Source organism: Variovorax sp. Sphag1AA (genome assembly GCF_014192575.1).
Taxonomy (GTDB): Bacteria; Pseudomonadota; Gammaproteobacteria; order Burkholderiales; family Burkholderiaceae_C; genus Variovorax.
In genome coordinates, this window is the sequence record NZ_JACHYC010000015.1 from 15,943 (window position 1) to 37,245 (window position 21,303).

19 protein-coding genes are annotated in these 21,303 nt (G+C 65.8%); 9 read left to right on the forward strand and 10 right to left on the reverse strand.

The features are described 5' to 3' along the window. Positions 1–10: 10 nt before the first annotated feature. From FHW64_RS33535 to FHW64_RS33545, 3 genes are read right to left on the reverse strand one after another with little or no spacing between them, the layout of a single operon-like run. The gene (locus tag FHW64_RS33535; RefSeq protein WP_184533725.1) at positions 11–985 is read right to left on the reverse strand and encodes an MlaD family protein; all 975 of its coding nucleotides are present in this window, start codon (positions 983–985) and stop codon (positions 11–13) included. A gap of 5 nt (positions 986–990) precedes the next feature. Beyond that, on the reverse strand, positions 991–1,842 hold the full coding sequence (locus FHW64_RS33540) for an ABC transporter ATP-binding protein (RefSeq protein ID WP_184533727.1): 852 nt from the start codon (positions 1,840–1,842) through the stop codon (positions 991–993). Beyond that, positions 1,842–3,005, reverse strand: coding sequence for an ABC transporter permease (locus tag FHW64_RS33545; protein WP_184533729.1), 1,164 nt, complete (start codon positions 3,003–3,005; stop codon positions 1,842–1,844). The genes FHW64_RS33540 and FHW64_RS33545 overlap by 1 nt, the downstream gene beginning before the upstream one ends. Positions 3,006–3,195: 190 nt before the next feature. Here FHW64_RS33545 and FHW64_RS33550 point away from each other — a divergent pair, with 190 nt between their 5' ends. The 3 genes from FHW64_RS33550 (at position 3,196) to FHW64_RS33560 (ending at position 7,477) form a co-directional block, all read left to right on the forward strand. Next, positions 3,196–4,707, forward strand: a complete 1,512-nt coding sequence (locus tag FHW64_RS33550; protein ID WP_184533819.1) for a CoA-acylating methylmalonate-semialdehyde dehydrogenase — start codon at positions 3,196–3,198, stop codon at positions 4,705–4,707. 63 nt (positions 4,708–4,770) lie between these two features. Beyond that, positions 4,771–6,408: a GMC family oxidoreductase gene (locus FHW64_RS33555; protein WP_184533731.1), complete on the forward strand. Its 1,638-nt coding sequence runs from the start codon at positions 4,771–4,773 to the stop codon at positions 6,406–6,408. 310 nt (positions 6,409–6,718) lie between these two features. Next, the gene (locus FHW64_RS33560; RefSeq protein ID WP_184533733.1) at positions 6,719–7,477 is read left to right on the forward strand and encodes a TSUP family transporter; all 759 of its coding nucleotides are present in this window, start codon (positions 6,719–6,721) and stop codon (positions 7,475–7,477) included. A gap of 25 nt (positions 7,478–7,502) precedes the next feature. Here FHW64_RS33560 and mrdA read toward each other — a convergent pair whose 3' ends face one another. The 4 genes from mrdA to FHW64_RS33580 form a co-directional block, all read right to left on the reverse strand. Beyond that, positions 7,503–9,479: a penicillin-binding protein 2 gene (gene mrdA / locus FHW64_RS33565; protein ID WP_184533735.1), complete on the reverse strand. Its 1,977-nt coding sequence runs from the start codon at positions 9,477–9,479 to the stop codon at positions 7,503–7,505. Positions 9,480–9,555: 76 nt separating this feature from the next. Next, positions 9,556–10,077 (reverse strand): rod shape-determining protein MreD, encoded by a 522-nt coding sequence (gene mreD, locus FHW64_RS33570; RefSeq protein WP_184533737.1) that lies wholly within the window; start codon positions 10,075–10,077, stop codon positions 9,556–9,558. Further along, positions 10,074–11,147, reverse strand: a complete 1,074-nt coding sequence (mreC, locus tag FHW64_RS33575; RefSeq protein ID WP_184533739.1) for a rod shape-determining protein MreC — start codon at positions 11,145–11,147, stop codon at positions 10,074–10,076. Before mreC ends, mreD begins: the two co-directional genes overlap by 4 nt. 72 nt (positions 11,148–11,219) lie before the next feature. Continuing rightward, positions 11,220–12,263, reverse strand: coding sequence for a rod shape-determining protein (locus tag FHW64_RS33580; RefSeq protein ID WP_028249609.1), 1,044 nt, complete (start codon positions 12,261–12,263; stop codon positions 11,220–11,222). Positions 12,264–12,488: 225 nt separating this feature from the next. On the opposite strand from FHW64_RS33580, the gene gatC reads away from it, so the two are divergent. The 3 genes from gatC to gatB are packed head-to-tail and all read left to right on the forward strand — an operon-like array spanning position 12,489 to position 15,775. Beyond that, complete coding sequence (gene gatC / locus FHW64_RS33585; protein WP_093169147.1) at positions 12,489–12,788, forward strand: Asp-tRNA(Asn)/Glu-tRNA(Gln) amidotransferase subunit GatC; 300 nt, start codon at positions 12,489–12,491, stop codon at positions 12,786–12,788. Beyond that, positions 12,785–14,272, forward strand: a complete 1,488-nt coding sequence (gene gatA, locus FHW64_RS33590; protein ID WP_184533741.1) for an Asp-tRNA(Asn)/Glu-tRNA(Gln) amidotransferase subunit GatA — start codon at positions 12,785–12,787, stop codon at positions 14,270–14,272. The genes gatC and gatA overlap by 4 nt, the downstream gene beginning before the upstream one ends. Before the next feature lie 15 nt (positions 14,273–14,287). Then, positions 14,288–15,775 (forward strand): Asp-tRNA(Asn)/Glu-tRNA(Gln) amidotransferase subunit GatB, encoded by a 1,488-nt coding sequence (gene gatB / locus FHW64_RS33595; RefSeq protein WP_184533743.1) that lies wholly within the window; start codon positions 14,288–14,290, stop codon positions 15,773–15,775. 24 nt (positions 15,776–15,799) lie between these two features. On the opposite strand, the gene FHW64_RS33600 is transcribed toward gatB, so the two are convergent. Both FHW64_RS33600 and pyrE read right to left on the reverse strand, forming a co-directional pair. Next, the gene (locus FHW64_RS33600; RefSeq protein ID WP_311733430.1) at positions 15,800–16,486 is read right to left on the reverse strand and encodes a DUF4124 domain-containing protein; all 687 of its coding nucleotides are present in this window, start codon (positions 16,484–16,486) and stop codon (positions 15,800–15,802) included. A gap of 24 nt (positions 16,487–16,510) precedes the next feature. After that, entirely contained in the window at positions 16,511–17,194 is a 684-nt protein-coding gene (pyrE, locus tag FHW64_RS33605) for an orotate phosphoribosyltransferase (RefSeq protein ID WP_184533744.1), read from the reverse strand. A gap of 13 nt (positions 17,195–17,207) precedes the next feature. On the opposite strand from pyrE, the gene FHW64_RS33610 reads away from it, so the two are divergent. Further along, positions 17,208–18,011 (forward strand): exodeoxyribonuclease III, encoded by an 804-nt coding sequence (locus FHW64_RS33610; RefSeq protein WP_184533747.1) that lies wholly within the window; start codon positions 17,208–17,210, stop codon positions 18,009–18,011. 12 nt (positions 18,012–18,023) lie between these two features. On the opposite strand, the gene FHW64_RS33615 is transcribed toward FHW64_RS33610, so the two are convergent. After that, complete coding sequence (locus tag FHW64_RS33615) at positions 18,024–18,929, reverse strand: LysR family transcriptional regulator (RefSeq protein ID WP_184533749.1); 906 nt, start codon at positions 18,927–18,929, stop codon at positions 18,024–18,026. Between the two features lie 105 nt (positions 18,930–19,034). On the opposite strand from FHW64_RS33615, the gene FHW64_RS33620 reads away from it, so the two are divergent. Both FHW64_RS33620 and FHW64_RS33625 read left to right on the forward strand, forming a co-directional pair. Next, a complete protein-coding gene (locus FHW64_RS33620; RefSeq protein WP_184533750.1) occupies positions 19,035–20,294 on the forward strand; it encodes a flavin-dependent oxidoreductase in 1,260 nt (419 codons plus the stop codon). A 34-nt stretch (positions 20,295–20,328) separates the two neighbouring features. Further along, entirely contained in the window at positions 20,329–21,291 is a 963-nt protein-coding gene (locus tag FHW64_RS33625; protein ID WP_184533752.1) for a tripartite tricarboxylate transporter substrate binding protein, read from the forward strand. The last annotated feature ends 12 nt before the right edge of the window (positions 21,292–21,303 follow it).

Sequence of the window (21,303 nt, forward strand, 5' to 3'; positions counted from 1 at the left end):
GGTCATGGTCTCAGGGCTGCGCGGAGGATGCGGCGGGCGACGCAAAGCCCGGTTCGCCCGGGCCGGCGACCACACCGCCGCTGCCGAACAGCAGCGATTGGGGGTTGTCGTTGATGTTGTCGGCCGCGCGACCGAGGCGCCGGACCGCGCGAGAGGTGTCGTCGGCAACGCGGTTCAGGCGCGGCAGCGTGGCGTTGTTGAAGGACTCCACCGCCTGCGACAGCGACTTGGTGCCATCGCCGAGCCGGTCGATCGGGCCGTCCTGCGCGTTGAGCCGCACCACGGTGTTGTTGAGGTTCTTCGCCACGCGCGACACGTCGCCAGCCGCGCCCTTGACCGAGACCATGGTCTCCTTCGTGCGATCCACCAACTGCGGCAGCGCCTTGAGCGTGGGACTGAGGTTGGTCTCCAGCGACTTCGTGAGCTGGTTGGCGCTCGCGGCCGCCTGCGAGATGTTCTCCAGCGTATCGGCGATGCGCTTCTGGTTGTCCTCGGCCAGAAGCGTGTTGATGCGCTTTGTCGCTTCCTCGACGCGGCCGATGATCGCCTCGCCGCGATCCTGCAGCTGCGATAGCAGAGACGGCTTGAGCGGAATGCGCGGGGGGTTCTGGTTGTCGGGCGTGAGCGCCACCTGCGATTCACCCTTGTCGTCCAGCGCAATGAAGGCCAGCCCGGTCACGCCCTGGTAGCTCAGCGTCGCGAAGGTCGAGGTGGTGAGCGGCACGCGTTCGTCGACCGTGATGCGCACGCGCACATTGCCCTTGACTTTCGGATCGAAGTCGATCGACGCGACCTTGCCGACCGCGATGCCGCGATAGCGCACCATCGCCTGCGGCTGGAGGCCACTCACCGGATCGCGCGTGGACAGCTCGTAGATGTTGCGCACCGTATCGTCGCGCGTGAGCCAGACGACCAGCGCGACGAGCACGGCGACCAGGCCGAGGACGAAGACACCGGCGGCCATTGCATGGGCTTTGTTTTCCATGGCAGCTACCTTTCGTTGTGGGGGGCCGACGCCGTGTCGGCCGGTCCGGCGAGGGCCGCGGGGACGGAGCCGTCATGGAGTGCCTCCATGGCGCGCTGCCCGCGGCCGCCGAGAAAGTATTCGTGGATGAAGGGATGCGGATAGGCGATGACGTCGCGCGCCGTGCCCGCGACGATCACCCGCTGGTCGGCCAGCACCGCGATGCGCGTGCTCAGGTCGAACAGCGTGTCGAGGTCGTGCGTGACCATCACCACCGTGAGCCCGAGCTCGCGATGCAGTCCGCGCAGGAGGTCGCAGAAGCCGTCGGCGCCCTCGGGATCGAGCCCGGCGGTGGGCTCGTCGAGCAGTAGCAGCGGCGGATCCATGATGAGCGCGCGCGCGAGCGCCACGCGCTTGATCATCCCGCCCGAGAGGTCGGCCGGGCTCTTGGTCGCCTGCTTGGGATCGAGGCCGACCATCTGCAGCTTGACCAGCGCGGCGTCGCGGATGAGTTCGTCCGGCAGCACCTTGAGCTCGCGCAGCGGGAACGCGACGTTGTCGAGCACGTTGAAGGCCGAGAACAGCGCGCCATGCTGGAACAGCATGCCGACGTTGGCCGCGCCCTTCACGCTGAACTGGCCGGGTGGCCGGCCGAGCACCGTGACCGTGCCCTTGGACGGGTGCTCCAGCCCGAGGATCTGGCGCAGCAGCACCGTCTTGCCGGTGCCCGAGCCGCCGACCAGCGACAGCACCTCGCCGCGCCGGATCGACAGGTCGAGATCGCGATGCACGACCTGCGGGCCGTCCGGCGTCTTGAAGACCGTCCAGAGCTTGCGGATCTCGACCAGTGGCTGGACGTTGTTCGGCACGTCGGTCATCAGCGGAACCCCACCCCTTTGAACAGCACGGCGAAGAGCGCGTCGACCAGGATCACGACGGTGATCGAGGTCACCACCGACGACGTGGTCCCGCGCCCGAGGCTCTCGGTGTTGGGCTTGACCTTGAGGCCGAAATAGCAGGCGATGAGCGCGATCAGCACGCCGAACACCGCCGACTTCGACATGGCGAGCCAGAGGTTCGCCATCGGCACCGCGCGCGGCAGCGCCGACATGAAGTACGACGGCGAGATGTCGAGCGCGAGGTCGGCCGCGATCATCCCGCCGAAGAGCGCCGCCATCGAGGTCCACATGCTGATCAGCGGCATCGCGATCGCCAGGGCCAGCACGCGCGGCATCACGAGCCGGAAGCCGTGCGGGATGCCCATCACGCGCATCGCGTCGAGCTCCTCGGTCACGCGCATTACGCCGATTTGCGCAGTGATCGCCGAACCGGACCGCCCCGCGATCAGCACCGCCGCAAGCACCGGGCCGAGCTCGCGGATCAGCGACAGGCCCAGGATGTTGACGATGAAGGTTTCCGCCCCGTACTGCCGCAGTTGCTGCGAGGTCAGGTAGGCCAGCACCACGCCGATCAGCAGCCCGACCAGCGCCGTGATCGGCAATGCGGTGGTGCCGAAGTGATAGATCTGCCCCGAGAAGTCGCGCCACGGCGCGCGGTGCGGTGCGCGCAGCAGCTTGCCGACGTCCAGCGTGAGCTGGCCGATGAGCCCCAGGAAGTCGCGCGCGACGAACATCATGCGCGGCCCGTTGTGCGCGAAGGCCCTGAACCGGTCCGCGAGCGTCGGCCAGGTTTCGGCCGGCGCCACGCAGGTATAGAGAGCGACCTGATCGAGCACTGCCTTGTGCTGCGAGTCCATTTCGATGCGGGCGGGCCAGGCGTGACCCCAGTGGTTCCACAGGAGCTGCGCGCCGATGTGATCGAGCTGCTCGATCGGGCGCAGGTCCCACGCGCGGTCCTCGCTGGGCGGCACGCCGTCGAGGTTGCTGGACAGCGCCTCCCACGTGCGCCGCGAGGAGATCGCCAGCGCCGTCCACCGGCCGGTTGCGATGGCCCAGGTTCCGCCCTCCTGCTGGCGCTCTTCCACACGAGGATGATCGCTCTCGGCTTCCTGCGCGGTGATGGACGAAGGGTTGACGGACATGCAGGCGGATCGGGTGTCGGCAAACGAACGCAGCATCGTAACCGGGTGCGTCCGTGCAAACCCTCGGGGCGAACGCGCACGACACACGGGGCGGTCGCGCATCGCTCAAGCGTTTGCCACAATCGGCGACCGAATCCCGATCCATTCCGCCATCAGCCGGCCGTGTCGTCGGCAGGAGAACGCCATGCAGATGAGTAAGACACCGATCCATCATTACATCGGCGGCCGCGTCGCCGCTCCGAATTCCTCTCGCAGCCAGGACGTGTTCAACCCCGCGACCGGCGCGGCGACCGGCAGCGTTGCGCTGGCCGACCGTGCTGACGTCGATGCGGCAGTGGCTGCTGCGCGCGCGGCGTTTCCTGCCTGGGCCGACACGCCGCCGATCCGGCGGGCGCGCGTGATGTTCAAGTTCCTGGAACTGCTCAACAAGCACCGCGACGAACTGGCCCACCTCATCACCGCCGAGCACGGCAAGGTTTTCACCGACGCACAGGGCGAAGTCACGCGCGGCATCGACATCGTCGAATTCGCCTGCGGAATTCCCCAGCTTCTGAAGGGCGACTACACCGACCAGGTATCGACGGGCATCGACAACTGGACGATGCGCCAGCCGCTCGGCGTGGTGGCGGGCATCACGCCATTCAATTTCCCGGTCATGGTGCCGATGTGGATGTTCCCGGTCGCGATCGCGGCCGGCAACTGCTTCATCCTGAAGCCGAGCCCCCTCGACCCGAGCCCGTCGCTGCGCATTGCCGAGCTGCTGAAGGAAGCCGGCTTGCCCGACGGCGTGTTCAACGTCGTCCAGGGCGACAAGGAAGCGGTCGACGCGCTGCTGGTGCATCCGGACGTCCAGGCGATCAGCTTCGTCGGCTCGACGCCGATCGCCAACTACATCTACGAGACCGGTGCGCGCCACGGAAAGCGCGTCCAGGCGCTCGGCGGCGCGAAGAACCACATGGTGGTGATGCCCGACGCGGACATCGAGCAGACGGTCGATGCGCTGATCGGCTCCGGCTACGGCTCGGCCGGCGAGCGTTGCATGGCGATCAGCGTGGCGGTGATGGTGGGTGACGTGGCCGACAAGGTCATGCCGCTGCTGGCCGAACGCGCGAAGACGCTCAAGGTCAAGAACGGCACCGAGCTCGACGCGGAGATGGGCCCGATCGTCACGCGCGCCGCGCACGAGCGCATCACCGGCTACATCGCGCAGGGCGAGAAGGAAGGCGCGAAGCTGGTGGTCGACGGCCGAGGATTCGAAGGCAAAGCGGCCGGCGAAGGCTGCGACAACGGCTTCTGGATGGGCGGCACGTTGTTCGACAACGTGACCCCGGATATGCGCATCTACAAGGAAGAGATCTTCGGTCCGGTGCTGTCGTGCGTGCGCGTACACGACCTGAAGGAAGCGGTTGACCTGATCAACGCGCACGAGTTCGGCAACGGCGTCTCGTGCTTCACGCGCGACGGCAACGTGGCGCGCGAGTTCTCGCGGCGCGTGCAGGTGGGCATGGTCGGCATCAATGTGCCGATCCCGGTGCCAATGGCCTGGCATGGTTTCGGCGGCTGGAAGAAATCGCTCTTCGGCGACATGCATGCGTATGGCGAAGAAGGCGTGCGCTTCTATACCAAGCAGAAGTCGATCATGCAGCGCTGGCCCGAGAGCATCGGCAAGGGCGCTGAATTTGTCATGCCAACAGCGAAGTGAAGGTCCGCCGGCATCGAAGCCGGATACGAGCTACGACTTAGAACAACGAGAGACAAGCAGCGCATGACCGACACAACCTTCGACTACATCGTGATTGGCGGCGGCACCGCCGGGTCGCTCATGGCCAATCGCCTGAGCGCGGACAAGCGGATGCGCGTGCTGCTCATCGAAGCCGGCCGCAAGGACGACTACTACTGGATCCACATCCCGGTCGGCTATCTCTACTGCATCGGCAACCCGCGCACCGACTGGCTCTACAACACAGAACCGGACGCCGGCCTCAACGGCCGCAGCCTGCGCTATCCGCGCGGCAAGACGCTCGGCGGCTCGTCGAGCATCAACGGGATGATCTACATGCGCGGCCAGTCGCGCGACTACGACCAGTGGGCCGAGCTCACCGGCGACAACGAGTGGCGTTGGGAGAACGCGCTCCCGGCCTTCAAGAAGCATGAGGACTACTACCTCGGCGCGGATGAACTCCACGGCGCCGGCGGCGAATGGCGCGTCGAAAAGCAACGGCTGCGCTGGGACATCCTCGACGCCTTCGCCGAAGCCGCGGTGCAGGCCGGCGTGCCGCGCAGCACCGATTTCAATCGTGGCAGCAACGAGGGCGTGGGCTACTTCCAGGTCAACCAGAAGGATGGATGGCGCTGGAACACCGCCAAGGCCTTCCTGCGGCCGACCTGCTATGGCCGCCCGAACTTCGAGCTCTGGACTGGTGCGCAGGTCTCGCGCCTGATCTTTGACTCGCACGCCGACGGCAGCCACCGCTGCACCGGCGTGCAGGTGTGGGACGGGCATGAGATGGTGATCGCCCATGCCACACGCGAGACGATTCTCTGTGCCGGCAGCATCGGATCGCCGCAGATCCTGCAGCTCTCGGGCGTCGGTCCGGCAGACCTGCTGCGACAACACGGCATCCAGGTGGTGCGCGATGCGCCTGGCGTCGGTGCGAATCTGCAGGACCATCTCCAGATCCGCGCGGTCTACAAGATCAAGGATGCGCCGACGCTCAACGTGCTGGCGTCGTCGCTCTACGGCAAGGCGAAGATCGGGATGGAATACGTGCTCCGGCGCACCGGCCCGATGAGCATGGCGCCTTCGCAGCTCGGCGCATTCACGCGCAGCTCGCCGGCCTATGAATGGCCCAATCTCGAATACCACGTGCAGCCGCTTTCGCTTGATGCATTCGGCGAGCCGCTGCACAGCTTTCCGGCGTTCACCGCCAGCGTGTGCAACCTCAACCCGACGAGCCGGGGCACGGTACGCATCAAGAGCCCCCGCTTTGAGGACGCGCCCGCGATCGCCCCGAACTATCTCAGCACAGACGATGACCGCAAGGTTGCCGCCGATTCGCTGCGTGTCACGCGCCGCATTGCATCGCAGCCGGCGCTCGCCAGGTACAGCCCGGAGGAATGGAAGCCCGGCCCGCAGTATCAGAGCGACGACGAACTCGCGCGCCTCGCGGGCGATATCGCGACCACGATCTTCCATCCGGTCGGCACGACGAAGATGGGCCGCGACGACGATCCGATGGCGGTGCTTGATGCGCGCATGCGCGTGCGCGGCATCGACGGGCTGCGCGTGGTCGACGCAGGCGCCATGCCTACGATCACCAGCGGCAACACCAACAGCCCCACGCTGATGATGGCGGAGAAGGCGGCGGCATGGGTCCGCGAAGCCACTGCTGAGCGGGGTTGAGCGCGGGTTGCGTTGCCGGTTGTTGCAGATTGGGGCCGATTGGCGGGTAATCCCCGATGCACTGCGGCGGTGCACCGAATAAAGTCCAGCCACTCGCAAACGGGCCTGCCCGCTGCGCGGGGGACCGAGGAGACAAACCTTCGAAGAACCAGAACACTAGACACAAGGCATCCGGACGAGATGCTGTTTTTTTGATCAAGGCGCCGCTGGTCGGCGCCTTTTCTTTTTTGTGTCGTGTTCGGAAGCGCCCGCAGGGCATGGGTTTGACGCTACCAAATCAATAGCAAACCGCGCTGCGACAATTCCCGCAATGGAAATCGTCGTGCTGACCCTCGCCTCGCTGTTCGCGGGATTCGTTGATTCAATCGTGGGGGGAGGCGGACTGATCCTGGTGCCGGCGCTTTTCAGCGTGCTGCCGGGCGTGGCCCCCGCGACGCTGCTCGGCACCAATAAAAGCGCCTCGGTGTGGGGCACGGCGGCCGCCACCGCGCAATTCCATTTCCGCGTGGGCCTGCGCTGGCGCACCCTGATGCCCGCGGCCGCGCTGGCCTTCTTCGGTTCGCTGATGGGCGCCTGGGCCGTGACGGTGGTGCCCGGCGATTTCCTGCGCAAGCTGCTGCCGGTGATCCTGATCGTGCTGCTGCTCTACACCCTCGCGCGCAAGGACATGGGCAAGCACCACGAGCCGCGCTTCCACGGCCGGGCCGAGCTGGTAGCCACAGCAGCGATCGGTTTCGCGCTCGGTGTGTACGACGGCTTCTTCGGCCCCGGTACGGGCAGCTTCTTCGTGTTCCTGTTCGTCCGCTGGCTGGGCTACGACTTCCTCAACGCGGCGGCATCGGCCAAGCTGCTCAATGTCATGACCAACCTGGGCGCCCTGCTGCTGCTCGGGCTCAAGGGCCACGTGCTGTGGCACTACGGGCTGGTGATGGCGGTGGCGAACGTCGCCGGTGGAGTGATCGGGGCCCGCGTTGCGATCCGCCATGGCGCGGGCTTTGTGCGGACGGTCTTCATCTTCGTGGTGAGCGCGCTGATCCTGAAGACCGCTTACGACGCCTTCCTGCGGTAAAGCGGCCTGCGCCGGCGAACCAGGGTCAGGGCGCGGTCGACGCCGCGGCCTGCGTGCCTGCCGGCGGCCATGCGACTTCGCTCGCGACGCGCGGCTTGCCGATCGGCGCGGCGGCCTTGCCCTGCTGGATGGCGGCCAGATCCGCCTCGCTTGGGTACTGGTTCATCAGCCAGTAGTCGAACACCCGCCGTGCAATCGGCGCGGCAGCGCCGGCGCCCCAGCCCGCGTTTTCGACGATGAGCGCCACCGCGATCTTCGGGTCGTTGGCCGGCGCGTACGCCATGAAAAGCGCATGGTCCCGTTGGTGCTCTTCGAGGGCCTTGGCGTTGTACTTCGTGTTCTGCGCCATGCCCACCGCCTGGGCCGTGCCGGTCTTGCCAGCCGCCTGATAACCCGCGCCAGCGAAGACGCCGCGCGCCGTGCCGGCATTGACCACCGCAACGAGACCGTCGCGGATCACGCCGATGTTCGCGGGAGGGATATTGAGGTTCTGTGCCGGCGCCTGCTCGATCGGCTTCACGTCGCCGGTCACGGTGTCGCGGATCGCGAGGCCCAGATGGGGCTTGAGCTTGATGCCCCCATTGGCCACGATCGATGTGGCGTGCGCCAGCTGCAGCATCGTGAAGGCGTTGTAGCCCTGGCCGATGCCGAGCGAAATGGTTTCGCCGGCGTACCACTTCTTCTGCTCGGCGCGCTTGTAGGTGTTGCGCTTCCACTCGGTGCTCGGCAGCACACCGCGCACTTCGCCGCCGATGTCGATGCCCGTGATCTGGCCGAAGCCTAGCGGTTTCATCGAGTCGTGGATCAGGTCCACGCCCATCTCGTTGGCCAGCGAATAGAAGTAGATGTTGCTCGACAGCTGGATCGCGCGCCGCATGTCCACGCCGCCGATGTTGCCCTCGGGGCTGCCGAAGCGGTGACCGCCGAAGTTGAAGTAGCCCGGATCGTTGACCACCACGCTCGGTGCGCGCTTGCCTGTTTGCAACGCAGCCAGCGCCATGAACGGCTTGTAGGTCGAGCCCGGCGGGTAGGTGCCGCGCAACGCCCGATTGAGCAGTGGCTTGTTGATCGACTCACTGAGTTCCTTCCAGTTGTCGACGTCGATGCCTTCCACGAACAGGTTCGGGTCGAAGGTCGGCTTGCTTACGAACGCCAGGATCTCGCCTGTCCTCGGATCGATCGCGACCAGCGCGCCGCGTCGATCGCCGAACATGTCCTCGACCAGCTTCTGCAACTTGATGTCGATCGACAGCATGACGGTGTTGCCCGGCGTGGCCGGATGCGCCGCGAGCCGACGCACCGCACGGCCGCCCGCGGACGTTTCCATCTGCTCGACGCCCGTCAGGCCGTGCAGGGTCTTCTCATAGCTTTGCTCTACGCCGAGCTTGCCGATGTACTCGGTGCCCTTGTAGTTGGCGAGGTCCTCGTCTTCCCAGTCTTCCATGGCCGCTTTTTCGGCCTGGTTGATACGCCCGATGTAGCCGAGCACATGGCTCGCCAACTCGCCGTTCGGGTAGTTGCGGAACAGTCGCGCCTTGATCTCGACACCTGGGAATCGATAGCGCTGCGCGGCGAACCGGGCGACCTCTTCGTCGCTCAGGCGCGTACGGATCGGCACCGAGTCGAAGCTGCGCGAGTCTTCGCGCAACCGCTTGAAGCGGCGCCGGTCGCGGGGCGTGATCTCGAGGACCTCAGACAGGGAATCGATGGTTTCCTCGAGATTCCCGGCTTTCGACGGCGTGATCTCCAGCGTGTAGGCCGAATAGTTGGAGGCCAGCACGATCCCGTTTCGGTCGAGGATGAGCCCGCGGTTCGGCACCACCGGCACAACCGCCGTGCGATTGCTTTCCGCCTGTTCGGCCAAGTCCTCGTGCCGCACGACCTGCAGATACACAAGCCGCGACGCCAGCAGCCCGAACGCCACCAGCACGACCAGCGCGATCACGACCACCCGGCGCTTGAAGCGCGACAGGTCGGCAGCGACGTTACGGATCTCGGTCATGAAAGCTCAGCTTAGCGGGACAAACAATGAAAGCAAATACTCACCACAGCAACTCCATCGGCCGGGCGGGCAACATCTAGAGTGGCCGGTTGGCGTCTGGTTCCGGCGCCCTGCGTTGGGGTGCCAACAAAAGCACACTGACCAGCGGCCAAAGCGCTGCCTCGATCAAGGGCGCGATGAGCAGCGTCCAACCCGGGAACACGCCGCCGCCGATCATGCGGATCGCGAGTTCGATCAGATGCGACACCGCGAACAGCGGAAGCACCTGCAGCGCCTGCGAAGCGACCGAAAACCACAGCAGGCGGCGGTGGATCATGATCGCGAAGAAGCCGAGCGTCGTGTACGACAGCGCGTGCTGCCCGAGCATCGAGGCCTGGTGCACGTCCATCAGCAGACCGAAGACGAAAGCAGCGCCGATGCCGATGCGCGCCGGCTGGTGCACGCTCCAGAAGACGATCACCAGCGCCAGCAGATCAGGCGTCCAGGCAGCCCTGCCGATCGGCACCATGTTGATCAACAGGGCGACGATCAAGCTGGCCCACATGAATAGCGGGCTGACGGGCAACAGGAGTTGCTGCTGGCCGGGACGCATGATCATGGCGCGCGCTTCTCCTTCTTGTCGGCCGCCTTGTCTGTCTTCTCCGCCTTGTCTGTTTTCTCGGACTTTTCAGACTTGCTGTCGGCCTTTGCGGCGGCCTTGTCCGACTTATCGGACTTGTCGGACTTGACGCCCGCCTTATCGGACTTGTCGCCCTTTTTCTTAGTCGAGGTGCTCGCTGCCGGCGCGGCAGGAGCGGGTTTCGGCACCGGCGGCGTGCCGGTCGGTGCCAGCACCAGTACGTACCGCGCGGAATTCACGTGCCCCATCGGCGTCAAGTGGATGCGGGCGAAGGCCGAGTCGGCGCGACGCTCGATGCGGTCGATCTTCGCGACCGGCAGCCCCGCCGGATAAACCCCGTCGACGCCGCTGGTAGTCAGCACATCGCCTTCCTGGACATCTGAATTGGCGCCCATGAAGCGCAGCTCCAGCCCGCCACCATGGGCGCTGGCGTCGCCGAAAGCCACGCTGCGCGCACCGGTCCGGGTGTTCTGAACGGGGATGGCGAGATCGCGGTCGATCACCAGCGTGATTTCGCTCGTGAAAGGTTGCACCTGTGTGACCTGCCCGAGCACGCCGTTCTCGTCGATCACCGGCGACCCTGGAGCGATGCCGTGCGTCAGGCCCTGGTCGATCACCACCTTGCGGGTGTACGGATCCGCCGTGTCGTAGAGCACCTCGGCGACCCGGCCTGGCGTCTGCGTGACTTGGCGCAGTTCCAGCATCGTGCGGAGTCGCGCGTTTTCCTGGGCCAGCAGGTCGGCCTGGCTGGCACGTTCCGACTGCAGCGCCAAGGCCTTGCGCGCCTCGGCCTCATTGGCCTGCGCGACCTGCAGGTCTTCGAGGTATCGGCTACCGCCCATCACCAGCTGAACGGGTTTCAGCGCCAGCCACTGGATCGGGTAAAGCACCGCACCGACCGCCGTGCGGACCGGCTGCACGATGTTGAGGCGCGCATCGGCCACCATCAGGAACAGCGCGAGCGCGCTGAAAAAGATCAGCTTGCTAAGCGCCGATGGACCCTGGTTGAACAGGGGTGGCGCAGTGCGATCGAGCGTGCCGAGCGGCATGGCGGAGGGGACTTTAAATTGAAAAAGCCGGCCCTGCGCAAACGCGGGCCGGCCATTTGCGCATCAAGCGCATTATTCGCTCGTGAAGATGCTCCCGAGCCGGTCCATGCGCTCGAGGGCAATACCGCAGCCGCGGACCACACAGGTCAGCGGGTCTTCGGCCACGAGCACTGGCAGGCCGGTCTCTTCGGCGAGCAAGCGGTCAAGGTCACGCAGCAATGCACCGCCGCCGGTGAGCATCATGCCGCGCTCGGCGATATCGGCACCGAGTTCAGGCGGCGTTTGTTCCAGCGCGTTCTTGACGGCGGAAACGATGTTGTTCAGGGGATCGGTCAGCGCTTCCAGCACTTCGTTGCTGCTGATGGTGAAGCTGCGCGGCACGCCTTCGCTGAGGTTGCGGCCCTTGACTTCCATTTCCTTGACTTCGGAGCCAGGGAATGCCGAGCCGATGCTCTTCTTGATGACTTCCGCCGTCGGCTCGCCGATCAGCATGCCGTAGTTGCGGCGGATGTAATTGATGATGGCCTCGTCGAAGCGGTCGCCGCCGACGCGGACGCTGCCCTTGTAGACCATACCGCCGAGCGAGATCACGCCCACTTCGGTGGTGCCGCCGCCGATGTCGACGACCATCGAGCCGCTGGCTTCGGAGACCGGCAGGCCGGCGCCGATCGCGGCGGCCATGGGTTCTTCGATGAGGTAGACCGACGTCGCACCGGCTGCTTCAGCGGCGTCCTTGATCGCGCGGCGCTCAACCTGGGTCGAACCGCAGGGCACGCAGATGATGATGCGCGGGCTCGGCGTGAGCAGCGACCGCGGATGAACCATCTTGATGAACTGCTTGATCATCTGCTCGGTGATCACGAAGTCGGCAATCACGCCGTCCTTCATCGGGCGGATGGCTTCGATGTTGCCGGGCACCTTGCCGAGCATGGCCTTGGCTTCGCGGCCGACGGCCTGGATCACCTTCTTTCCGTGGGGGCCGCCCTCGTGCCGGATGGCGACGACCGACGGCTCGTCCAGGACGATGCCCTTGTTGCGAGCAAAGATGAGTGTGTTGGCGGTGCCGAGGTCGATCGCGAGGTCGGTAGAGAAGTACCGACGAAAAGCTCCGAACATTGTGGAATCCTCTGGAGCACGGCATGCGCGTCGGCAGGCCGTCGCCCTCTTGCTGGGTCGTTTGACAGGGGTGGATTGAAACGTTTTTGCGGCAAATGCCGGCGCGTTCGCGGGGGTTGCGGCAAAGGCGGGATAATAACCGAATCCCTTGACGCTCCAGCGTTTACATGCACCTTTTGAGGTGCAACGCCCCGCGTTTTCACGGTCGACAAGTCTCCTTTTCCGATGTCCCTCACCGCTTCAGATATTGCGCGCATCGCGTCGCTCGCCCGGCTTCAGCTGGCACCCGAGGAAAGCGATCGCCTGCGTGGCCAGATCAACGGCTTCTTCGACCTCGTCGAGCGCATGCGTGCCGTCGACACCACCGGTGTCGAGCCGCTCGCCCACCCGGTCGCCACGATCCAGGACGTGACGCTTCGCCTCGCCGAAGACGTCGTCAGCGAACCCAATAACCGCGAAGCAAATCAACGCAGCGCTCCCGCCGTCGAAAACGGCCTGTTCCTGGTTCCGAAGGTGATCGAATGAGCGCGGCAATCCATCAGATGGGCGTGGCCGAACTCGCCAAGGCGCTGCGCGAGCGCAAGGTTTCGGCCGTCGAAGCCGCCCGGCACCAGCTCGATCGGATCGGTCAGCACAAGGACCTCGGCGCCTTTGTAGCGGTCGACGAGGATCTGACCTTGGCCCAGGCCCGCGCGGCCGACGAGAAGCTCGCCGCCGGCAACGCCGCGGCGTTGACGGGCGTGCCGATCGCCCACAAGGACATCTTTGTCACCACCGGCCTGCCGACCAGTGCCGGCTCGCAAATTCTGGAAGGCTATCGCTCGCCCTTCGACGCCACCGTGGTCCGCCGCCTCGCCGAGGCCGGTGCGGTGACCCTCGGCAAGCTGAGCTGCGACGAGTTCGCGATGGGCTCGTCCAACGAGAACGTCGCCGTTCCTGCAGTCGGCTTCGACAAGGCAGTGCCGGTTCGCAATCCGTGGGATCGCGACCGCATCCCCGGTGGCTCGTCGGGCGGCAGCGCCGCTGCGGTGGCCGCGCGCCTTGCGCCCGCCGCCACTGGCACCGATACGGGCGGATCGATTCGCCAGCCCGCCTCGTTCTGCGGCGTGACCGGCATCAAGCCGACTTACGGCCGCGCATCGCGTTACGGCATGGTCGCCTTCGCGTCGAGCCTCGATCAGGCCGGGCCAATGGCTCACTCGGCAGAAGACTGCGCCCTGCTGCTGTCCGCCATGTGCGGCCCCGATCCGGACCGCGATTCGACGTCGCTCGACCGCCCTGCCGAAGACTTCTCCCGCCGCCTCGGCGATTCGCTCGAAGGCCTGCGCATCGGCGTGCCGAAGGAATTCCTGGGTGACGGCGTCGCGCCTGGCGTTCGGGCGGTGGTCGAAGCGGCACTGGCCGAATACGAAAAGCTCGGCGCCCGCCGCGTCGAGATCACGCTGCCGCGCACCGAGCTGTCGATCCCGGTCTACTACATCATTGCGGCCGCCGAGGCATCGAGCAATCTGAGCCGCTTCGACGGCGTCAAGTTCGGCCATCGCGCGAAGGACTACCGCGACCTCGCCGACATGTACGCCAAGACGCGCGAAGAGGGCTTCGGCGACGAGGTCAAGCGCCGCATCATGATCGGCACGTACGTGCTCTCGCATGGCTACTACGACGCCTACTACCTGCAGGCGCAGAAGGTGCGTCGCATGATCGCGGACGACTTCCAGCAGGCGTTCAAGCAATGCGACCTGATCGCCGGCCCGGCCGCGCCGACGGTTGCCTGGAAGCTCGGCGAGCACGGCGATGACCCGGTGGCCGACTACCTCGCCGACATCTTCACGCTGCCCGGATCGCTTGCGGGCCTGCCCGGCATGAGCATTCCGGCGGGCTTCGACGGCGGCATGCCGGTGGGCCTCCAGTTGCTCGGCAACTACTGCGACGAATCGCGCCTGCTCAACGCCGCGCACCGCTTCCAGCAAGCCACCGACTGGCACCAGCGGACGCCGGCTGGCTTTTGATGGCGAAGAACTGACATGAGCGAAACCAACACTTTTGAAGCCGCACAGAGCGGACGCCCGACGGGCCCGCTCGTGCGTGGGTATGAAGTCATCATCGGCTTCGAGACGCACGCGCAGCTTTCCACCGCATCCAAGATCTTCAGCCGCGCCTCGACCGCCTTCGGCGCCGAGCCGAACACGCAGGCGAGCGCCGTGGATCTCGCGCTGCCCGGCACGCTGCCGGTGATGAACAAGGGAGCGGTCGAACGCGCGATCAAGCTGGGCCTCGCACTCGGCTCGCACATCGCGCCGCGCAGCGTGTTTGCGCGCAAGAACTACTTCTACCCCGACCTGCCGAAGGGCTACCAGATCAGCCAGTACGAAATCCCCGTCGTGCAGGGCGGCTCGGTGAGCTTCTTCCTCGGCGAAGACAAGAAGACGGTGCGCCTCGTGCGCGCGCATCTCGAAGAAGACGCCGGCAAATCGCTGCACGAAGATTTCATCGGGCAGTCGGGCATCGACCTGAACCGCGCCGGCACGCCGCTGCTCGAGATCGTGACCGAGCCGGACATGCGCTCCACCGCCGAGGCCGTGGCCTACGCACGCGAGCTGCACAAGATCGTGACCTGGATTGGCATCTGCGACGGCAACATGCAGGAAGGCAGCTTCCGCTGCGACGCCAACGTGTCGGTGCGCAGGCCCGGCGAGCCGCTGGGCACCCGGCGCGAGATCAAGAACCTGAACAGCTTCAAGTTCATGCAGCAGGCGATCGATTTCGAGATCCGCTGGCAGATCGACGAACTGGAGGAAGGCCGCGCGATCCAGCAGGCCACGGTGCTGTTCGACCCCGACACCGGCGAAACACGTGCGATGCGCACCAAGGAAGATGCGGCCGACTATCGCTACTTCCCCGACCCGGACCTCCCGCCACTGGCCATTGCCGCCGAGTGGATCGAACGCGTCCGCGCCGAGATGCCCGAGCTTCCGCGCGCCATGGCCGATCGCTATGTGCAGCAGCACGGCCTGTCGGAATACGACGCAACGCAGCTCACGCAAAGCCCTGCGCTCGCGCGCTACTTCGACGACGCGGTGAGTGCCGGCGCCGCGCCCAAGCTCGCGAGCAACTGGATCACCGGCGAGATCGCGCGCCGCCTGAACCTGCAGGACATCGGCATTGCCGAAGCCCCGGTCGGCGCGGCGCAGCTCGCGAAGCTCATCGCGCGCATCAGCGACGGCACGATCTCGAACAACGCTGCGCGGCAGGTGTTCGACGCGCTGTGGACCGGTGAGGGCCAGGACGTCGACAGCGTGATCGACGCCAAAGGCTTGAAGCAAATGAGCGACACCGGCGCGCTCGAAAAGATCATCGATGGCGTTCTGGCCACGAACCAGAAGAACATCGACGAATACCGCGCCGGCAAGGACAAGGCCTTCAACGCGCTGGTCGGTCAGGTCATGAAGGCCAGCCAGGGCAAGGCCAACCCGGCGCAGGTCAATGCGCTGCTGAAAGCCAAACTCGGTTGAATCGCGCGACCCGCGCGTTGCGGGTCAGCGCTGCGCCTGCGCGGCCGCGTTGGCGGCCCAGAGCGGCTTCAGGCGGGCCTGCTCTTCATCGAAGCGCGCGTTGACGCGCTTCTTTTCTTCTTCCTGCTCCGTGATGAAGCGGTTCTGCACGTCGACGCTTCGCGTGTTGTCCTCGGCCTTGCGGCGGATCGAACCGGGCGCCTTGCTGGGTTCGCTCTTGTAGAACTCGAGTTCGTCGTCGATGCGCTTGCGGTCTTCTGCCAGTTCGCTCAGCCGCTTCCTGGCGGCGGTGATCACCGCGTCGATCTGCACCAGCGCCTCGGCGCGTTCACGGTCATGCGCGGCGGCGTTCGGGTAGCGGACCAGCAATGCGCGCTCGCGACGGCGCTCCTCGACCTGGCGCGCCGCCTGCAACTGGGCCTGGCGCTCGCGCTCTTCGCGCTCGGCCTGTTCCTTTGCGGTGTAAGTGGGTTCGATCTTGCGGCGTGTGGTGCCACTGGGATTCAGTTCGCGCTGCTCGCGGTCGTTGCAATCCGCGATCGGACGGTCCGCGGTGATCGTGCGGCCTTTTGAATCGATGCAACTGTAGATACCGGCACTGCTTGCAGCGCCCGACTGGCGAGCCGCACCGGATTGCTGCGCTTGCGCGTGGCCGGCCGCAGCCAGCGAGAGCGCCATGAAAGCTAACAACGATGCCTGGAATCTCGCCACGTCCGTCCCTTCGGGAAGGTTGAATCAACGCGCTCCGTAGCGCGCCCGATACTCCAACACTCCCTGTCGATGGGCGCCCAGCTCTCCGTCCGCGCGGCCCGAGAGGTACTGTAACAAGTCGTCCAGCGTTGCGATGGCGACCACCTGCAGCCCCAGCTGATTCCGTACATATTGCACGGCGCTGTGATCCACGTCGACGCCGTTCTCGGTCGCCTTCTCCTGGCGGTCCAACGCGATCGCGACTGCGTGCGGCGTGGCGCCGGCATTCCGGATGGCGGCGATGGATTCACGCACTGCGGTGCCGGCCGACATCACGTCGTCGACGATCAGTACCCGTCCCTTGAGCGGCGCGCCGACCAGCGTGCCGCCTTCACCGTGATCCTTGGCTTCCTTACGGTTGTAGGCGAAGGGCACGTTGCGGCCGCGGCGCGCGAGCTCGGCAGCCACGGTGGCGCCCAGCGGAATGCCCTTGTAGGCGGGGCCGAAGATCATGTCGAATTCGAGCCCGCTCTCGATCAGGCGGTCTGCATAGAATCCGGCGAGCCGCGCGATCTTGGCGCCGTCGTCGAACAGCCCCGCATTGAAGAAATAGGGGCTCATGCGACCGGCCTTGGTCTTGAACTGGCCGAAGCGCAGCACCCCCGACTCCAGGGCGAACTGCACGAACTCCTGTGCGAGCGCGCCGCCCTCTCCAAACTCTCCAGCCATAGGGAATGTCCTCGTGTTCAAACTGACCAGCCTCAACCTCAACGGCCTGCGATCGGCTGCCACCAAGGGCGTTGCCGACTGGGTGGCCGAACTGGCGCCGGATTGTATTTGCATGCAGGAAACCCGCGTCCAGGCCAGCGACATCGAGGGCCGCTTCGAGGAAATGGCGGGCCTGAAGGGCCACTTCCATTTCGCCGAAAAGAAAGGCTACTCCGGTACCGCCGTCTACACCAGACACGCGCCGAGCGACATCGTGGTCGGCTGGGGCGATTCGGAATTCGACGCCGAGGGCCGCTATCTCGAAGTGCGCTTCGACACGCCCAAGCGCAAGTTCTCAGTGATCAGCTGCTACTTTCCGAGCGGCTCCTCAGGCGAAGAGCGGCAGGAAGCGAAATTCCGTTTTCTCAAGGGCTTCTTCCCGCATCTCGTGGCACTCAAGAAGGAGCGCGAGTTCGTCCTGTGCGGCGACATCAACATCGCGCACAAGGAAATCGACCTGAAGAACTGGCGCGGCAACCAGAAGAACAGCGGATTCCTTCCGGAAGAGCGAGCCTGGATGACCCGGCTGCTCGACGTCGGCGCGGAGGGCGCGGGGCTCGTCGATGTCTACCGCATGCTCAAGCCCGAGACCACCGGCGACGCCTACACGTGGTGGAGCAACCGCGGCCAGGCCTACGCGAACAACGTGGGGTGGCGTCTGGACTACCACCTTGCGACACCGGCCATCGCCAAGCTCGCGCGCACCGAATCGATCTTCAAGACGATCAAGTTCAGCGACCACGCCCCCATCACGGTCGACTACGACTTCAAACTCTGATCCCCGGGCCGCTCAGCGCGACAGTGCGGGCAGAGCCGCCATCAGCGTCGCGCCGAATGCCTGCATCGCCTCCGACTCCATCGCACCGCGCTTGGTGATGCGGTAGAAGTCCATCGCGACCTTGGGCCGCACCAGCACGTCGGTGCGCACCCGGTGACGGCGACAGGCCGCAAGCGCAAAGGTCGGCATCACGGCGTTGCCGAAGCCGGATTCCACCATCGAGATCAGCGTGCCGAAGAAGTTGAAGGTCGGCCGCTGCGCATCCGCACGGCCGATGGTCGCGAGATGGCCGTCGATGACTTTCTGGATCGGATTGCTCGGAGGCAAGCCCAGCAGTTCTTCGGAGCGCAATGTCGACCACGGGACGGCGCCGGTGGTCGACACGTCTTCGTCCGACGCAGCCGGCGCCACGCGCATCAGGTGGAAGCGGCCGACCGGCGATCGCTCCAGCCCCGGCGCCGCCTTGAAGAAGAACCCGAGGCCCATGTCCGCCTCGCCACTGACCACCATGTCCTGCACATCGCGCAGATCGGCATCGAAGAGCCTCAGACTCACCGCTGGATGGCTCTGCCGGAATTGATGGAAGACCTGCGGCAGTAGATGCGACGACACCAGCGGCGTCGCGGCGATGCGCAGGGTCTGCCTTGCGGCATCGCCTTCCGCGCCCAGGTGCGCGGTCACATCATCCAGATCGGTCACCACGCGCTCCACCACCGGCAGCAGCCGCCGGCCAGCAGCGGTGAGATTGACAACGCGCGTCGTGCGGTCGAAGAGCCGGCAGTCGAGCTGCCGTTCCATCTCGCGAACCAGCGTGCTCAGGCCAGCCTGCGTCATGTGCGCCTGCTCAGCCGCTCGCGTGAAGTTGCCGATGCGTGCGACGTGGAGAAAGGCGCGCATCTGACGGGTCGAGAGATTCATATCAATTCATGATAAATCCATACGACATCTAAATTTCTCAGATGATCTTCGAGCCGGTCTAATCCGCTGTTTTTCTGATCGAAGACAGAGACAAGGCAGATCGATATGAGCAAAGAGACCGAAGTCATCGTGCTGGGCGCCGGCATCGGTGGACTCACGCTGGCGCTGAGCCTGCATCAAGCCGGCATTCCGTGCCGCGTCTACGAGGCGGTGCCAGAACTGAAGCCGCTCGGCGTCGGCATCAACCTGCTGCCGCACGCGGTGCGCGAACTGAGCGAACTCGGTCTGAATGCGGTGCTCGATGCGGTCGCGGTCCGCACCAAGGAGGCGGTTTTCTTCAACTCGCATGGCCAGCTCGTCTTTAGCGAGGCAGCCGGCACTGCCGCGGGCTATGACTGGCCGCAGTACTCGATCCATCGCGGCGACCTCCACTCCGTGCTGCTGGCAGCAACCCGCCAGCGCCTCGGCGCGGACGCCGTGGTGTGCGGACATCGCTGCGCCGGGGTGGACCAGGACAACGCCGGCGTCACCGCCCGCTTCACCGGGCCCGACGGCTCGCCACTGCCGAGCGTGCGCGCGAACATCGCGGTGGGCTGCGACGGCATCCACTCGGTCCTGCGCAAGCAGCTCTATCCCAACGAGGGCGCACCGCGGTACTCGGGCGTCAACATGTGGCGCGGTACCGCGAAGCACAAGCCCTTCCTTTCTGGCGCGAGCATGGTGCGCGCAGGCTGGCTCGACGAGGGCAAGATGGTGATCTACCCGATTCGCGACAACGTGGACGGCGAAGGCAACCAGCTCATCAACTGGGTCGCGGAAATCCACGCGCCGAAGCCCGCATTGCAGGACTGGAGTCGTCCAGGCCGCCTCGAGGACTTTCTCCCCGCTTTCGAGAACTGGCACTTCGATTGGCTCGACGTGCCCGCGCTGATCCGGTCGTCAGATTCGATCCTCGAATACCCGATGGTCGACCAGGACCCCTTGCCCAAGTGGACGCACGGCCGGGTGACGCTGCTGGGCGACGCGGCGCACCCGATGGTGCCGCGCGGCTCGAACGGCGCGGGCCAGGCGATCATCGATGCACGCTATCTCGCGGGCGCATTGCGTCGGCTCGGCGTCAGCAATGCCGCACTGGAGGAATACGACAGCGTGCGCGTGAAGGCGACCACCAACGTGGTGCTGACCAACCGGACCAATCCGCCCGACGCGATCCTGCGCGAAGTGTTCGAACGCTCTGGCGGTCGGCGTTTCGACCGGCTCGACGATTTCGTCACACAGGCCGAGCTGCAGGCGATCTCGGACAACTACAAGCGCGTGGCGGGCTACGACCCGGCCGCCCTCAAGGCACGGCCTTCCTATCTGTGAACCACGACGACAACGAACAAAGACGGAGACATCGATGCGCAAACTCACGAAATTCCTGGGCGCCATGCTGTTGGGCGCCAGCGCCATGGCCGCTCATGCATGGCCCGACCAGCCCATCACGCTGGTCGTCCCCTACACGCCCGGCACCGGCATCGACCTGATCGCACGGCAGTTGTCGGTGCGGCTGCCCGCCGTGCTCGGCCAGCCGGTGATCGTCGAGAACGTCCCGGGCGCGAGCGGCAACATCGGCAGCGAGAAAGTCGCGCGCGCCAAGCCCGACGGCTACACGCTGATGGTGCAGGTCAACACGCTGGTGATGAACAAGAGCCTCTACAAGACGCTCGCCTACGATCCGGTGGCGGACTTCACGCCGGTGTCGCTCACCTCATGGGGCACGCTGCTGCTGGTGACCAACCCGAACGTGCAGAAGTCGACCACCGTGCAGCAGATGGTGGCCGCGGCCAAGGCGGCACCGGGCAAGCTGACCTACGCGACACCCGGCGTCGGCACGCCGCACCACCTCGCCATGTCGCTGCTGATGCAGAACACCGGCACCGAGATGCTGCATGTCCCGTACAAGGGCACGGCCGGCGCGGTGACCGATCTGCTGGGCGGGCGCATCGACTACATGTTCCTGCCGGTGCACGTGGCACTGCAGCAGATTCAGGCCGGCAAGCTCAAGGCAATCGCCACCGGCAGCGACAAGCGCCTGCCGCAATTGCCGAACGTACCGACGCTGGCGGAAGCCGGCATCAAGGGCGGCAACGTCGACATGTGGTACGGCGTGCTCGCGCCCAAGGGCACCCCGCCTGCCGTCGTCGCGCGGCTCAACAAGGAGATCGGCGCGATCCTCAGGCAGCCTGAAGTCGCGACCGCCTTCGAGGCGCAGGGCATGGTGCCGGCCTCATCGACGCCCGAGGAGTTCGGCGCACTGATCGCAAAGGATGAAAAGCGCTGGGCCGACGTCGTGCAACGCGGCGGCATCACCGCAGACTGAGCGCGCGCGACC